16 protein-coding genes and 1 tRNA gene are annotated in these 14,456 nt (G+C 54.1%); 12 read left to right on the plus strand and 5 right to left on the minus strand.

What is annotated here, in order from left to right; all coding sequences use genetic code 11:
• Positions 1 to 286 precede the first annotated feature (286 nt).
• Positions 287 to 619, plus strand: a complete 333-nt coding sequence (locus VGH19_03995; protein HEY1170511.1) for a hypothetical protein — start codon at positions 287 to 289, stop codon at positions 617 to 619.
• A gap of 321 nt (positions 620 to 940) precedes the next feature.
• On the opposite strand, the gene VGH19_04000 is transcribed toward VGH19_03995, so the two are convergent.
• Positions 941 to 1,015 (minus strand) — tRNA-Glu (locus VGH19_04000).
• A gap of 388 nt (positions 1,016 to 1,403) precedes the next feature.
• Between VGH19_04000 and rpmI the strand changes: the two genes are divergently transcribed.
• The 3 genes from rpmI to pheS all read left to right on the plus strand — a co-directional run bounded on the left by rpmI (position 1,404) and on the right by pheS (position 3,143).
• On the plus strand, positions 1,404 to 1,613 hold the full coding sequence (gene rpmI / locus VGH19_04005) for a 50S ribosomal protein L35 (GenBank protein HEY1170512.1): 210 nt from the start codon (positions 1,404 to 1,406) through the stop codon (positions 1,611 to 1,613).
• A gap of 36 nt (positions 1,614 to 1,649) precedes the next feature.
• On the plus strand, positions 1,650 to 2,039 hold the full coding sequence (gene rplT, locus VGH19_04010; GenBank protein ID HEY1170513.1) for a 50S ribosomal protein L20: 390 nt from the start codon (positions 1,650 to 1,652) through the stop codon (positions 2,037 to 2,039).
• Between the two features lie 93 nt (positions 2,040 to 2,132).
• Positions 2,133 to 3,143: a phenylalanine--tRNA ligase subunit alpha gene (pheS, locus tag VGH19_04015; GenBank protein ID HEY1170514.1), complete on the plus strand. Its 1,011-nt coding sequence runs from the start codon at positions 2,133 to 2,135 to the stop codon at positions 3,141 to 3,143.
• A gap of 80 nt (positions 3,144 to 3,223) precedes the next feature.
• Here pheS and VGH19_04020 read toward each other — a convergent pair whose 3' ends face one another.
• Together VGH19_04020 and VGH19_04025 are read right to left on the minus strand one after the other, a co-directional pair.
• On the minus strand, positions 3,224 to 3,709 hold the full coding sequence (locus tag VGH19_04020; protein HEY1170515.1) for a hypothetical protein: 486 nt from the start codon (positions 3,707 to 3,709) through the stop codon (positions 3,224 to 3,226).
• A gap of 53 nt (positions 3,710 to 3,762) precedes the next feature.
• A complete protein-coding gene (locus VGH19_04025; GenBank protein ID HEY1170516.1) occupies positions 3,763 to 4,344 on the minus strand; it encodes a DUF4126 domain-containing protein in 582 nt (193 codons plus the stop codon).
• A gap of 411 nt (positions 4,345 to 4,755) precedes the next feature.
• Between VGH19_04025 and VGH19_04030 the strand changes: the two genes are divergently transcribed.
• From VGH19_04030 to VGH19_04050, 5 genes are all read left to right on the plus strand, one after another.
• The gene (locus tag VGH19_04030; protein ID HEY1170517.1) at positions 4,756 to 5,283 is read left to right on the plus strand and encodes a sigma-70 family RNA polymerase sigma factor; all 528 of its coding nucleotides are present in this window, start codon (positions 4,756 to 4,758) and stop codon (positions 5,281 to 5,283) included.
• The gene (locus VGH19_04035) at positions 5,280 to 5,885 is read left to right on the plus strand and encodes a hypothetical protein (GenBank protein ID HEY1170518.1); all 606 of its coding nucleotides are present in this window, start codon (positions 5,280 to 5,282) and stop codon (positions 5,883 to 5,885) included. The genes VGH19_04030 and VGH19_04035 overlap by 4 nt, the downstream gene beginning before the upstream one ends.
• Positions 5,878 to 7,569, plus strand: coding sequence for a serine hydrolase (locus VGH19_04040; protein HEY1170519.1), 1,692 nt, complete (start codon positions 5,878 to 5,880; stop codon positions 7,567 to 7,569). The genes VGH19_04035 and VGH19_04040 overlap by 8 nt, the downstream gene beginning before the upstream one ends.
• Positions 7,570 to 7,614: 45 nt before the next feature.
• A complete protein-coding gene (locus VGH19_04045; GenBank protein ID HEY1170520.1) occupies positions 7,615 to 7,965 on the plus strand; it encodes a hypothetical protein in 351 nt (116 codons plus the stop codon).
• Positions 7,966 to 8,096: 131 nt separating this feature from the next.
• Positions 8,097 to 8,999 carry an ATP-grasp domain-containing protein gene (locus VGH19_04050; GenBank protein ID HEY1170521.1) on the plus strand — a complete coding sequence of 301 codons (903 nt, stop codon included), beginning with the start codon at positions 8,097 to 8,099 and terminating at the stop codon, positions 8,997 to 8,999.
• 95 nt (positions 9,000 to 9,094) lie between these two features.
• Here the strand turns inward: VGH19_04050 and VGH19_04055 are convergent, their stop codons facing one another.
• Positions 9,095 to 9,928, minus strand: coding sequence for a serine/threonine-protein kinase (locus VGH19_04055; GenBank protein HEY1170522.1), 834 nt, complete (start codon positions 9,926 to 9,928; stop codon positions 9,095 to 9,097).
• A 236-nt stretch (positions 9,929 to 10,164) separates the two neighbouring features.
• Here VGH19_04055 and VGH19_04060 point away from each other — a divergent pair, with 236 nt between their 5' ends.
• From VGH19_04060 to accD, 3 genes are all read left to right on the plus strand, one after another.
• Entirely contained in the window at positions 10,165 to 10,971 is an 807-nt protein-coding gene (locus tag VGH19_04060) for a CPBP family intramembrane glutamic endopeptidase (protein HEY1170523.1), read from the plus strand.
• A complete protein-coding gene (locus VGH19_04065; protein HEY1170524.1) occupies positions 10,943 to 11,704 on the plus strand; it encodes a ComF family protein in 762 nt (253 codons plus the stop codon). Before VGH19_04060 ends, VGH19_04065 begins: the two co-directional genes overlap by 29 nt.
• 95 nt (positions 11,705 to 11,799) lie before the next feature.
• A complete protein-coding gene (gene accD, locus VGH19_04070; GenBank protein ID HEY1170525.1) occupies positions 11,800 to 12,753 on the plus strand; it encodes an acetyl-CoA carboxylase, carboxyltransferase subunit beta in 954 nt (317 codons plus the stop codon).
• Between the two features lie 36 nt (positions 12,754 to 12,789).
• On the opposite strand, the gene VGH19_04075 is transcribed toward accD, so the two are convergent.
• A complete protein-coding gene (locus VGH19_04075; GenBank protein HEY1170526.1) occupies positions 12,790 to 14,358 on the minus strand; it encodes a HEAT repeat domain-containing protein in 1,569 nt (522 codons plus the stop codon).
• Positions 14,359 to 14,456 lie beyond the last annotated feature (98 nt).

A 14,456-nucleotide genomic window follows, 5' to 3' on the forward strand; every position in this document is an offset into this window, starting at 1 on the left:
GTGCCGCTTCAAACGGCCCGGCCAGTTCTGGACGCCCAAAGGCATGCGCCATCTGGCCGCACTCTCCGAGGCACGCCATAATCACCACTGGGATCAACTCTGGTTCACTACCTAATCGGGGGCAGTGTCAAGATGCGCCCGTTGAATCCTCAGAATGTGTTCTGTTGCTGTCTCTCCGGGTAGCTTGGCATTAGTCTGCCAGCGGCAGCTTTGCCGTCGCGTTCGCCTTCCAGACCTCCACGGCCAGTCTCAAGTTTGCTTCGTTCTAACTTTTGTCGAACAGTAGATGGCACATGACGCTGAATGGTGTGACTGGCAGCGTCACCATTCAGGCCTCAACGCGGCACGGCTGTGGACTGAAGTTTCAAGCGAGCAAAAGCAGCAGGTGCTTTTCTTGGAAGGCGTGACATGTTCGGGTGGAGAATTTGAATCCGATGCAAGCTGTCCGCTTTTCAAACTTTCCAGAAAAGCCAGATGGCGAGAAGTCAAGATTGGCGACCCTACGGGGATTCGAACCCCGTTTCCTGTCGTGAAAGGGCTATTTCTGATTTATCTGCAGACAGTACTGCAGTTCGCCGCTAGGTTCCATCTTCTTGGTGATCTTCAGCCCCTGTTTTGAGAGATACGATATTGGGCCGCCGTTAATCTTTAGGTCCTTCCTTGGGGCTTTCGAGGGGACCACGGAAAGTTATTTTTTTTATCCACAACTATCTAAGCGCCTCCACTAAGACAGAAAAGGGATTTCCTCCGCATCCTAACTCGTGCAACTGATTTCGATATGGCCTCTGGGAGCCCCCACAGACAGTAAAACCTTAAAAACCAATAAAAACGCGAAAAAGGCGGCACACACACAATTCAGACACTCAACTGAATCTTGGCAGACAAAAGCCCGCGACTAAAAATCGCGGGCTATTCGTTTCTCTATCAACAACTTAGAGAATGGCGACCCTACGGGGATTCGAACCCCGGTTACTGCCGTGAAAGGGCGGTGTCCTAACCGCTGGACGATAGGGTCGGCCGCAGCAGGGGCGTGAATATAGGGAAAGAAATTCATCTGTCACGCGGAAAGTTGGTCGAAATGTGATTTTTCTTGTTTGGAATCGCACTGGCACGACATTAATTTTTGTAAGTTAATGAATTGGAACGATTAAAGATGCTACGTGTGCGTGGATTATCCGTATTTTTGCTTAGTTCGGCATTGACTTTTTTTTGTGACATACTAAGTATCGTGAATGATTCGGGTAGCGGTACGTTTCTTCAGAGGGGTTCCCCACCCCCACCTCCTTGGCGTCTGCTGCCCGAGTCATTTTTCTTTTTCAAGCAGTTGTTAAAATACCTCTTGCACACCTGTTACCAGGTCCCTATAGTTCGCGCTCTTTTAATAGAACGAAAGTCGATTAGTTATGCGTCGTCCGAAAGGTATCAAAACGAATAAGTCCGCGTCGAAGCGGTTCAAGATCACTGCGAGCGGCAAGGTGAAGCGCTCCCGCGCGGGCCGTCGTCACCTCTTGGCTGGCAAGAGCCCGAAGCGCCGCCGTTCCCTCGGCAAGTCTGTGGTGGTGGACCCCACGGATGAGTATCGCATCAAGGCGAGCATGCCCTTCCACCGCTAATCCCAAGATTTTAGACCCCTAACTGTTTACTGACCTATGCGTGTTACAAACGCCCCCGCTTCCCGCAAGCGCCGTATCCGTACGCTGCAAGCCGCCAAAGGCTTCCGGATGCGCCGTTCCAAGCTCTACCGCTATGCCGCCGACGCTCTCGATCACGGCATGCAGTACTCTTTCCGCGATCGTAAGACCAAGAAGCGCAACTACCGCGCCCTCTGGTCGAACCGTATCAATGCCGCCGCCCGCGCTGCCGGCACGACCTACAGCCGTTTCATCGAAGGTCTGAAGGCCGCCCAAGTCACGCTGGACCGCAAGGTTCTCGCTGACATTGCCGCTACGGATGAAGCTGCCTTCAACGAACTCGTCCGCGTATCCGGCGAGGCGCTGAAGACCAAGATGGCGAATCTCGCCACTGCGGCCAAAGCCTAAGTCTTAGCTTTTTCATAAAAGAGGGCGGCCTAAACAGCCGCCCTTTTTTGTTGGTCACATCCGTTCCATCACCTATCTTCGCCCGCACCATTTATGTCTTTCGTGGCACAGATTGAACCTTTGAAGCAGTCCGCCGTGGCGGAACTCCAGGCCGCTGCCGACCTCGCGGCCTTGGACCAGGCCCGCACTGCGTATCTCGGATCGAACGGCAAGATCACCGCGCTGATGAAACAGCTCGGCACGCTCTCCAAAGAGGAGAAGCCCGCCGCCGGTAAAGCCATCAATGATGCGAAGCAGGAACTGGAACGCATCATCGCCGATCGTCGTGGTGAATTGGAATTGAAAGCCGCGTTGCCGAAGGAAGCCACTGATTTTACCGCTCCCGGCCGCCGTCATGCATTGGGCAAACTGCACCCGCTCACGCAAGTCACTGAGGACATCGTTCGCTGCTTCCGCAAGATCGGTTTCGTGGTCGCGGATGGACCGGAGATCGAGGACGAGTATCATTGCTTCGACGCCTTGAACACGCCTGCCGATCACCCGGCGCGTGATGCTCAAGACACTTTCTACGTTGGCACAGGCAATGGTCCCAAGCCGCTTCTCCGCACGCACACTTCTTCCGTGCAGATTCGCGTGATGGAAAAGCAAGCGCCGCCTATCCGTATCATTGTGCCTGGTCGTGTGTACCGCCGTGACAATGCGGACGCCACGCATAACCCCACGTTCCATCAGATCGAAGGTCTGTATGTGGACAAAGGTGTGACCGTGGGTGATCTCAAGGGCACCGTGGAATATGTCTTCAAGGAATTGCTGGGTGACGAAGTGAAATTGCGCTTCCGCCCGCATTACTTCAGCTACACAGAACCGAGCTTCGAGATCGATTTCGCCAGCTCACTGACGAAGAAGATGGGCAAGGACTGGCTGGAGATTGCCGGTTGCGGCATGGTGCATCCGAAGGTGTTTGAGACGGTGGGCTATGATCCGGAGCAATGGAGCGGCTGGGCCTTCGGCTTCGGTATCGAGCGCATTGCGATGATCCGCTACGGCATCGACGACATTCGCCTGTTCTATCAGAATGATCTGCGGTTTTTGAAGCAGTTCTGAGAAACGAGATTCGTTTGAAAGTTATAAGCGTTGAATCGGGATACGATTCAACGCTTTCACGTTTTAACTATTTAACGAAATCACTTTTTGTTGTCCGGTTCTTGCGCCGCTTTCTCGATTTCTCCCCGCATAAAAACGCCCAGTTCTTGCAGTTGTTTGGCGTATTGCCGGTGTTCTTTGAGTTTGGCACTGGAGGCGGGTTTCAATGAGCCATCTTTTCCGGCTTCGAGCACTTCCACCGTATTTGGATCTTCGGAGGGGCTGATGACTCTCAGTTCGAAGAAACCATCGGCATCTTGATCAATTTCTTGGATCTTTGAGCCGCCATTTACGTAAATAAAACGGGAAACTGAGGTCAGCTTGCCTTCCTTATAAAGGGAGAGTATCCGAACTACGTTGGTGCCGTTACGGGAGAACTCTTCCATTACTCCCCGTTTCAAGCCGGTAGTACGGTCGAATGATTCCGTTCTTTTTACGGTGAGTTCTGTGGGTTCCTCAGCATGGATATCGTAGGAAAAGGCAATCAACCCGACGATAACTGTGTAGAGGGTTAGGATTCTTTTCATACAGTATCACTGTTGTGCTGGCAGTTCCGTCTCCTCACCTCGGCTGCTACTTTTTACACTGGCATCGGCGGCGGCAACGCCTTCTCCGCCTTCCGCTTCAGCAACTTCCGCCCCACGACGATCAGCACGGTCAGGATCACCAATAGCGTGATCACAGGCACGAAGAATGCCATAAGTGCGACCACACTGGAGCCACCTAGCTCCGCTGTAGCCAGAATCGGATTCGCCAATCCACCCGTCAGTGTCGTAGATGCCGCACGGGCCAGCACAGTGGTGCCTTGCACCGTTGCCGCCACACCGCCACCGGCGATCGCCGCCAGCGTCCAGCGCATGAACGGGCTCATATCCGTCATCACGGAAGCCGTGATCACCGTGCCCGCGATGACCGCTGCCGGACTCGCGATGGAATCCAGCAAGTTATCCAGCCAAGGAATGTAGTAAGCCGCGATCTCCAAGACCGTCGCGAGACCAAACGCCATCACCGCCGCATCACTCGCCAGCCATTCAAAGCCCTTGGCTAAAGTCAGATGCCCCGCATTCGCCGCAATGCTGACGACCAGCATGGGAATGAAAACACGGAAGCCGCACGCGGCACTCAGGCCGATGCCAAGGCAGATGCTAAGCAGAGTTTCCATAATCTTAAGCGGTTAAAGTTGCTCTCTTTCTTTGACGGCTACCATTGTATCCAGCTTCAGGGAAAAGGGCGACTATAGAGGAGGGGGAGTTTTGTAAGAGAGGCCCTGCAATGGACTGGCCTAAAGGGCCAACAGATTCCAGCCCCAGGCAGCTGGCTGCCTGGGGTATCGGAAGAATGAATGATTGCGGCCTGAAACTTGAGGTAGTAGAGACCGTTTCTGGTGCCCATACAGGGCACCTGTGCATTGCCGTAATTTTCCTAGGGCAGCGATATTTGGATATCGCTGCCCTAGGCTAAAATCTATTGGCCCTTTGGGCCAACCCGTGTACCGATATTTCACGCAAAAATCTTCTTCTCCCTGTAATATTCCCGCACCGCACCGCGACTAATCTATTAAAGAACAGAACGATTGAAGTCTGATCCAGCCATAGAAACCCGGTTCCTGCAGCTCGTTGAAGCGAACCGGCAGAAGATACTGCGCATCTGCCAGGTCTATGCCTGGACATCTGCTGACCGTGAAGATCTCTATCAGGAAGTTCTGTTCCAGATCTGGCGTGCGTTACCGGGATTGGAGACGCAAGCTCATGCCAACACTTGGGTTTATCGCGTGGCCTTGAACACCGTCATCAGTCACGTGCGTAAAACCACCGCGAACAAACGCGACTCCGTGCCGATGGCTCAAGACGAGATCCGCGAAACGATCGAGAAACGCCAGTCTGCGGTGTCTGAACAAAATCTCCAGATTGAGCGACTCTATGATGCCATTGGTAAACTGGACAAAGTAGAACGCGCTTTGATCACCTTGTTCTTGGAAGACCTAAGCTATGCCGAGATAGCGGATGTGCTTGGGTTGAACACGAGCCACGTGGGTGTGATGCTGCATCGCGCGAAGAAGAAACTTTCCCAGCTCATGCAGCAAGAGGAGGTGTCGTCATGAACGATCTGGAACTCAAACAGCTCTGGCAGGGACAGGTGCTGACGCCGCCGGTGAAGGTGCCGGATGCGCAACTGATCGCCGCCATGAAACAGAAGATGCGCAAGTTCGGGCGGGATATCTTCTGGCGGGATGTGCGTGAGGTAGCGGCCTGTCTCATCCTCATCTTCCTGTTCCTGCCGGATTTTTTCCGGTTCACAAGCTGGCTGGCAAAAGGTGGCTGCCTTGTCGTAGTAGTTAGCGCGGTATACATCGGAGCGCGTCTGTTGGCCGCTCAAAGGATCGGCGACCGGAAATCAGCAGGAGACACTTTGCGCGGTTATCTGTTGGTGGAGCGGCTTAAGATCGAGCGTCAGATTCATCTGCTGCGGACAGTGCTGTGGTGGTATATCCTGCCGCTATACATCGGTGCGGTCATGGTCGTCTTTGGCATTGGTGGTGGCATGGTGCACAAGGTGGGCTTCGCCATTTTCTACGCGCTCATTTGCGGGGGCATCTGGTGGCTGAACCAATATGCGGTGAGAAAGAATTTACTGCCGTTGAAAGCAGAATTGGATCGAACCTTGCAAGAAATCCCGGAATCTAACGAGTCATCACATGAATAAACCTATGCAATGGATAGTGACCTTGCTCATCGCAGTGATTGTTATTTCGTTCGTTATGCCGCATCTCGCAGGGGCTCAGGAGCGGCCGGATGATGTGGCGTTGAAGAATATTTTGCGCGAACGCATCGATACGGCGCACGCAGGTGTGGGTATCGTCGTGGGCATCATTGATGAGAAAGGCATGCGTGTCATCAGCCACGGCACGTTCTCCCGCTCGAATAACACGCCCGTGGATGGCGAGACTATCTTCGAGATCGGTTCTATCACGAAAGCGTTTACAGGTGAACTGCTCGCGGAAATGGTCAGCCGAGGTGAGGTGAAACTGGACGATCCCGTGGCGAAGTTTTTGCCCGCGAGTGTGAAGGTGCCGGAGCGCAAAGGTCGCCAGATAACGTTGCTGGACCTGGCCACGCAGCATTCTGGTCTGCCGCGCCTGCCCGACAACATGGCGCCAGCGGATGAAAGTAACCCCTATGCGGACTACACTGTGGAGCAATTGTATGCTTTCCTTAATGGTCACACGCTCACGCGAGATATTGGCAGCAAGTATGAGTATTCGAATCTCGGCATGGGCTTGCTCGGTCATGTGCTGGCGTTGAAGGCGGGGACGAGTTACGAGGCGTTGGTGATCGAGCGGCTGTGCAAGCCGCTGGCCATGGCCAATACATCCATCACGCTTTCCAAAGAAGCGCAGCGAAAGCTCGCAACGGGGCATAGCAAGATGGGGGGGGCGGTATCAAATTGGGATTTGCCGACGATGGCGGGAGCGGGTGCGTTGCGCTCTTCTGTGAACGACATGCTGAAGTTTGTGAGTGCGAACATGAAGCTGGATAACGCCAGTCTCAAAGCTGCCTTCGAGATGTCGCACAAAGCACAGCGCGAGGTAGGTGGCGGAACCAAGATCGGCCTCGGCTGGCATATCTATACGCGCTATGGCGCTGAGATCACATGGCATAATGGCGGCACGGGTGGGTATCGCTCGTTCGCTGGTTTTGACAAGCAACGGCAACGGGGCGTGGTGGTGCTCTCGAACACGGAGAATGACATCGATGACATCGGCCTGCATCTGCTGGAGCCGAAGTATGCGCTGGCCAAGGTGGATGCGATCAAAGTCCGCCAAACAGTTCCTGTGAAGGCCGAAACACTGGCGAAGTATGTGGGCCGGTATCAGTTGAATCCTTCGTTCTTCTTCAACATCCGCCGTCATGCAGATCATCTGCAAGTGCAGCTTACGGGGCAGGGATACCTAAACATTTTCCCCGAGAGCGAAACGAAGTTCTTCTGCGATGTGGTGGATGCGCAGATCTCATTCCAAACGGATGCAGGAGGGAAAGTTACCAGCCTGACTCTGCATCAAAACGGAGCGAATCAGGTGGCAAAGAAGATTTCTGATGAAGAGCCCAAAGACAAAGCTGCAGCCAGGGTGGATGTGAAGATCTACGATGCTTACGCAGGCAAATACCAACTCAACCCAAGCATGACCTTCACAGTGCAACGGCAAGGCGACCGCCTGATGGTGCAACTGAGCGGCCAACCATTCTTCGAGGTGTTCCCGGAATCCGAAACGAAGTTCTTTTACAAGGTGGTGGATGCACAGCTTACGTTTGTGAAGGATGACAAGGGGGTGAAATCACTGATCTTGCATCAGAATGGGTTGAATCAGGAGGCGAAACGAGTTAGATGAGAAGCGGCGAACGGCTATTTTCGTTTAACTTTCACTAAATTTGATATGTCATACTGGGGAGGTAAGCCTGCGGATAACGACTACGCTTTTGATGCTGTGGGAGTTTATGTTCTTCTGATAAAGGAAAGAATGTTTGAAGATATGGAGAACGTTTTGCAAAAGTCTTACCCGGAACAGAGTATTATAGCGTCGCTTCGGTGTATACGATTGTTGGCGGAGGAATTCCCTAAATGTGTTCGAGTTAGTTTCCGCAGGAAAGAACTGGAACAATGCAAAGTAGCGTTTGCCAACTGGTATGATGCGGTGAAAGGCAAACTGCCTGCGAAGTATCGGGAAGAAATACTTTTTCAGGCTAATGCGGAATTTGCCCTCTTCGAGGAACGAGTTCTTGTTTAAATTGAACGCTGTGGATGTTAGTGCTGCTTAGTTACATTGTTGCGAGTTGAGGCGATCCGCGGTCCACGGGAAACTCCGCACTGTTCATCTTTCCCTCCTTTCATTAACTTCCGGCGCGAGATTTACCTGTTGTGCCGAAGCCTGTTGTCATTCACGAAACTGTTCCCGCCGGTGCGGCCACTCCTTTTTCCCGCGCCATCGCTGAGGTGGCGACGGCGCTGAAGCAAGCAGGCTTCGAGAGCATTGAGATCCCTTCTTCATGGACGCGTGAATCCGATGCGGAGAAAACCTTGCGCAAGCTCGCGCATCGTCCGGTGCCGGTGACTGCAGTTCTGTGTGGTTACGTTCACACCTCAGATGATTACTCAGAACTCTACGCCGCCTTGGCCGCGAAGAATCTTATCCTCGTCAATTCGCCGATCGAGTACGTGCGCTGTCTGTCGTTTGCAGCGGCCTATCCGCATCTGCGCGGGCTTACGCCGGAATCCATCATCGTGCGGGATGTGAGTGAAGTGGCTGCTGCTGCCTGGCGATTAGGCTTTCCTTTGTTCATCAAAGGGGCAGTGCAATCCCGCAAGGACAAAGGCTGGAACGCGTGTGTGGCGAATGCGGTTCATGAGGCGCAATCGCACGTGACTGGTTTGCTGAATGCCTACACCTATTCCGAAGGGGCTGTGATTCTTCGGAAGCTCGTGCCGTTGCGTCATGTGGCGAAACGGCAGGATGGTTTCCCCATCGCGCGCGAGTTCCGCGTGATTCTCTATCAGGATGTCCCGTTAGGTGTCGGTCACTATTGGCCGGAAGAAGATCCATTAGCTGTATTGACTGAGGAAGAGCACGCCACCATCTGCGAACTGGCGATCAAAGCGTCTCAGCAACTCCGCGTTCCTTACCTCGCCGTAGACATCGCCCAGCAGGAAAACGGTTCTTGGACGATCATTGAAACGGGTGATCCGCAAACGTCAGGGTTTGCGAAAATCAATGTGCCGGAATGCATTGCCAAGTTGGCGGAGAAGTTGGGAGCGATGGAGTAAACTGGGACGGTTCCGTGCAACCGTGATGTGCGTATTGGCAGCCGGATTTGCTTGGGGAAGTTGCTGCGGGTCGGAGACCCGCGCTCCGCCAAGACTCAAGCCACGTAAAGCGCACCTTCCAGATCGCGCACCAGATACGTCATATCTTGGTAGCGATTGTCCGGGTCTTGCTCGAGGCACTTCAAAACGATCTTCTCCAAGTTCGCCGGCAATTCCGGGTTCACCGAACGCGGCATCAGGAAGAGGGCATCGCGATTGAGTTGGGCTTGGAGGATTTCCTTGCCGCTCTCACCGGTGAAAGGTTTGCGATCGGTGAGCAGCTCGTAAGCGGTCACGCCATACGCCCAGATATCCGCGCGGTGATCTACGGGTTTGCGCTGGAGCTGCTCTGGGGCCATGTAAGCGGGCGTGCCGGGGGTGCGGCCCATCTTCGTCGGCTTGGGCGGGCGGGGCATGGACAAATCGAAATCTACCAATCGCACGTTACCATTCCGCGAGACCATCACGTTCTCCGGCTTGAAATCCAGATGCATGAACCCGCTGTCGTGCACGTGCTGGAGAGCGATGGCCATATCGATCAAAATATTACCGACGAACTCCGTGACGACATCATCGCCCCGGGAAAAGAGCAGCTTGAGGTTATCCCCCTCGATGTACTCCATCACACAGTAGGGCTGGCCACCAATCTTGCCGTGATCCACATAGGTCACCACGTATTCGTGATTATGGATTTGGCTGAGGACTTCACACCCACGGAAGAAGCGTTTCTTGGCGAAGAAGTTGAAGCGCAGGGACTTGTGCATCAGGCGCAGGGCATAGGATTGCCCTTGGGCATCGCTGGCATGCCAAATATCCGCCATGCCGCCGCCATTGATGCGTTCGTGCAGGCGATACGACCCAAATGTAGAATTAGTAGCGACTTCGCTCACAAGACCAATGCAACCGCGTTACGATTGGCAATTTATAGTTAGCTAATCCCGTGCCACCCCGGCGGCAGATGGAATATCTGCTTGGCGGATGGAATGCAAGCCCGTGTAATGCAGCGCACTTGATGCGACCGGCCACTGTCATAGCCAGTTACTTTGCAGCCATCTTCCTCGGAGGGGCTTTGATCGCCCCGGCGGTCTATCATTTGGTCCAGACTCTGGCAGATTCTTGGCCCGCTTTGAAGGGCCTGGCCGGTCATCCTTTCCACCGTTATGTGGACCGGAGCTTCATGATCATCGGCATCTTGGGGCTGGTTCCGGCACTGAAGGCCTTAGGGATCAAAAGCTGGAAAGAGGCAGGATTAAGCCCATTTTCCGAGGGAAAACGCGATGCCGGTAAAGGGTTTCTCTTCGGCTTTTTCTCCCTGGCGATCGCGGTGGTAGTGGTTGTCGGGTTTGGGGGTAGAGGGTTGCGAGGTGGTCAGACCGCCGCGTCACTTGCCGGTCATCTCTTCAACGCCGCTTTTGCCGCAGTAGTGGTCGCCGCACTGGAAGAATTGTTCTTCCGCGGCGTCGTTTTCGGTGCGTTGCGGAAGCAATTTTCCTGGAAGAACGCCCTGCTGGTGAGCAGTGCGGTGTACGCAATTTTACATTTCCTCGCCCGTGTCCAAGCGCCGCCGGAAGTGCATTGGTGGAGTGGGCTTGCGTTATTGCCACACAAGTTGCGTGGATTTGGTGACGTGCAACAATTAGTTCCCGCCTTCTTCAACCTCCTGCTGGCCGGTATCATGTTAGGGCTGGCTTACCAACGGACCGGGACTTTGTGGTTTTCCTTCGGTTTACACGCTGGATGGATCTTTTGGCTAAAAACTTATGGCTTCGCTACCGATAACGTAGCTGATTCGCAGGTGTGGATTTGGGGAAGCGGCAAGCTGATTGATGGCTGGGTCGCGGGTATCGTGTTGGCATTATTGCTCGCCTTGCTCCTGAAGATACTGCCAGAATCTCCGGCGAAGCATGAGGTTCCTCCCCCCACAACTGGCTGAGCCTGCCGCGAAGCGGGCAGAAATGTTGCTGGGACTTTTCTATCCGAACATCTGTCAGCTTTGCGAAAAGGAACCCGCCACCAAGGCGATGGGTTACGTGGGTGAAGCCTGTCGCGCGGATGTGAAGTTCATCCAAGCTCCCATGTGCGATCGCTGCGGATTACCCTTCGAGGGAGACATCACCCAGCGTTTCGAGTGCACGAACTGCAAGGAGCTCGACCTGTCTTTCAAATGGTCCCGCGCCTCCGTCGTGTCAAAGAGCGAGGGGACCGTTCTCGAGGTGATTCATCGCTTCAAATACAACGGTGGATTATGGTTCGAACCGTTCCTTGTGGAGCTTTGGCTAGAGGGCGCAAAAGCGACGTTGGCGACCGAGAAATTTGACCTGATCGTGCCCGTCCCTTTGCATCCGCATAAGGAGCGTGAAAGGGAGTTCAATCAGGCGGAGCGACTCGTGCGCGCCATCGCCAAGCAGACGAATCTGCGGGTGGGCGATAAGCTCATCGAGCGCGTGGTGGACACCCGCACCCAGACCCGGTTGGACCGCAAAGAACGCGCGGCGAATGTCAAGGGTGCCTTCGCCATGCGTAAGGGCTTGAAGCTCAATGGTGAGCGTATCTTGGTGGTGGATGATGTTTTGACCACGGGAGCCACCACCAGTGCCTGCGCCAAGACACTTTTGAAGGCGGGGGCAGGGGAGGTTTGTGTCTGGACAGTAGCCCGGGGATTGTAGATATTAAAGGTCCTATTCGATGCGCTAACGGTAAAGAATCTGGCGTCGAGTAGTTGTGTCGTGATGGCTGCTTAAAAACAGCTGGATCAGACCTTATGGCAACGACGTCAATTACCAAAAAATCTATCGGTGTGGAAACTGTGGTGGAACCCGCAGTCACTCCCCCGGCCAACACTGGCGAAACCACCTTCATCAAGAAGAGCAAGATCGGCGCTACTTCCAGCAAGAAGAAGGACATTCCCGAAGGACTTTGGACCAAATGCCCCAAGTGCGCGGTGATGATCTATGACAAGGAGCTGGATGAAAACCTGAAGGTCTGCCCGAAGTGCAAACATCACTTCCCCATCGGTGCCCGTGAACGCATCCACTCGCTCGTCGAAGTCTGCTCCTTCGAGGAGATGGATGCGGATATGACGGCAGTGGATGTGCTGAAGTTCACCGGCGTGGCTTCCTACACTTCCAAGCTGGAAGCGTATAAGAAATCCACCGGCTCGAAGGATGCCGTCATCACCGGTGTCGGTAAGATCGGTGCTCAGAAGGTCGCCTTAGGCGTGATGGATTTCAGTTTCCTCGGTGGCTCTATGGGTTCGGTGGTGGGTGAGAAGCTCACGCGCCTGATCGAGACGGGCACAGACCGCGGTCTGCCCGTTGTCATCATTTCCCAAAGCGGTGGCGCTCGTATGTATGAGGGCATGTTCAGCCTCATGCAGATGGCGAAGACCTGCGGCGCTCTGGCGGTGCATGCGAAGGCCAAGTTACCTTACATCAGCGTGCTGACGCATCCGACGACGGCTGGTGTAATGGCCAGCTACGCGAGCGTGGGGGACCTCATCATCGCTGAACCGGGTGCCATGATCGGCTTCGCCGGACCGCGCGTGATCAAGGATACGACGCAGGCTGAGTTGCCTCCGGGCTTCCAGACGGCTGAGTTCCTGCTGGATCATGGCCTCATCGACGCCATCGTGCCTCGTCTCCAGATGAAGCAGCAGCTCGGCTACTACCTTGATTTCATGATGGAAGGAAATCGCCGCGTGGCTTCGTTGGGCTAAGCTGTTTCCAAATAATTTAACCGGCAAAGGCGCGGATCATTCCGCGCCTTTTGCTTTTGGTTCGCCGGAAATCTTGCGGATGGCTTCTTTCGCCGTTTCCTTGATCTGAGGACGCGGATGATTCAGTAACATCTCCAGGAGAGGTAATGTCACTTTCGCCTGTGGCCCGATTTTCCCAAGTGCTTCCGCCGCCTTGCTGATGATCCGTTCGTTCTGATGTTGCAGATGTTTTTGCAAAATGGGCACGGCATTGACCGCGTCAGCTTCCAGATCGCCCAGCTTTCCGCATGCCTCCCACACGATGTCATCACGGCCATACTCCATCAGTGTGATCTGTTCGTTCACCTTGGCTTGAACATCTCTGGTGATCTGGCCGAGTGCGAACCACGCTTTCATGCGCACATTCGCTTCATAATGATTGGTGAAAGCCCGGAGCAATTCAGGTGACACGTTGTTGCTGTTCCCGATCTCGCCGAGTAGTTGGAGGATGCTGGCTTTGTCAGTCGTCGTCGCCTGCGGCAGCAATTCCTGCAGCCCTGAAATCACTTCCGGCCGATGGTGTGAAAAGTTTTTCAGTACCGCAAAGACGGCGGGTGATTTGCGGGCCAATGATGAAGTCGGCTGGGTTATCGTCCGGTCTTTCTTCAAAAGATTCAAGGTCAACGGGACAAGGCGATCAAGGTCATTGGTGACTTCCAGAAAACTTTCGATGATTATTTCGCGCGAGAAAGGGTCGTTCAATTCCAGCCGCCGGGTGAAGAGTTCCCGGGCGGAGATGGATTCTGGCAAAGTGAGCTTTAGCAATGCGTAAGCTCTTATTTTATCAGTGCCATTCTCCGCTTCGTTCAACAGCATGGCGGCTGACATGCGGGCGGCTGTTTTCAGATTGGTGCCGAACGTAGGAAATGCCTGCTGGTTGCGATCCAATGGCCTGAGCAGGATTGGGATCACGCGCGGATCTTCACTGCCGATATTGGTCAGGATGTTGTAGGCGGTATACGGTATGGCGTTCGAACGATAGCGCGTGGTGATGATCACATTCGTGGCCACTGTGCCAGGCACACTGACGGAGACTTGCGTCTGAAATGTCAGCACACCACCAGATGGCATCGGCAGATTGATGGCGTGGATGCCTTGAACACCTTGTGAGACGATGATGGATGTATATTGGGATCGGAACGATCGCGGTGTCCGATAGAGTTGATTGCTGACCATCGGGAATTGATTCAGAGGGATACTCGTACTGCTTATCGCCGCGCCTTCGTGCTTCTCCAACCATGTGATCAGATGAGGAATCGCTGGTGCGGCATTGGTGCCCAGACGATTGAGCAGGGCTATGATGGTGTCGCTCTTGGATTGCGGCTGCGGTTTAAGCACCAGCGTTCTGAGACGGGAAGGGATCTTTTGGTGATGCGCTATCAGCCATTCATGCGTAGCAGAAGGTTTGCGAAGCAATTCATCGCCGAGAAACTCAGCCCCTTGCTTGCCCATCGCCCGAAAGGCTTCTCCCGCTTCCGGCATCCGTTGAAAATTCGTGCTCGCGAATTCTAACCATTCACCCGCTGTCTTGTCCTGATAGAAAGGTTCCTTCTTCCGGGTGGTCATGACAGTGGCAGTCATCAAGACCACGCAGACCAGTGATAAAAAGAATAAAGCGGCCTGACGGCTTCTCAAGAAACCGGCTAATCGGGTGAACCATGAGA

Source organism: Verrucomicrobiia bacterium, assembly GCA_036405135.1.
Lineage (GTDB): Bacteria > Verrucomicrobiota > Verrucomicrobiia > Limisphaerales > JAEYXS01 > JAEYXS01.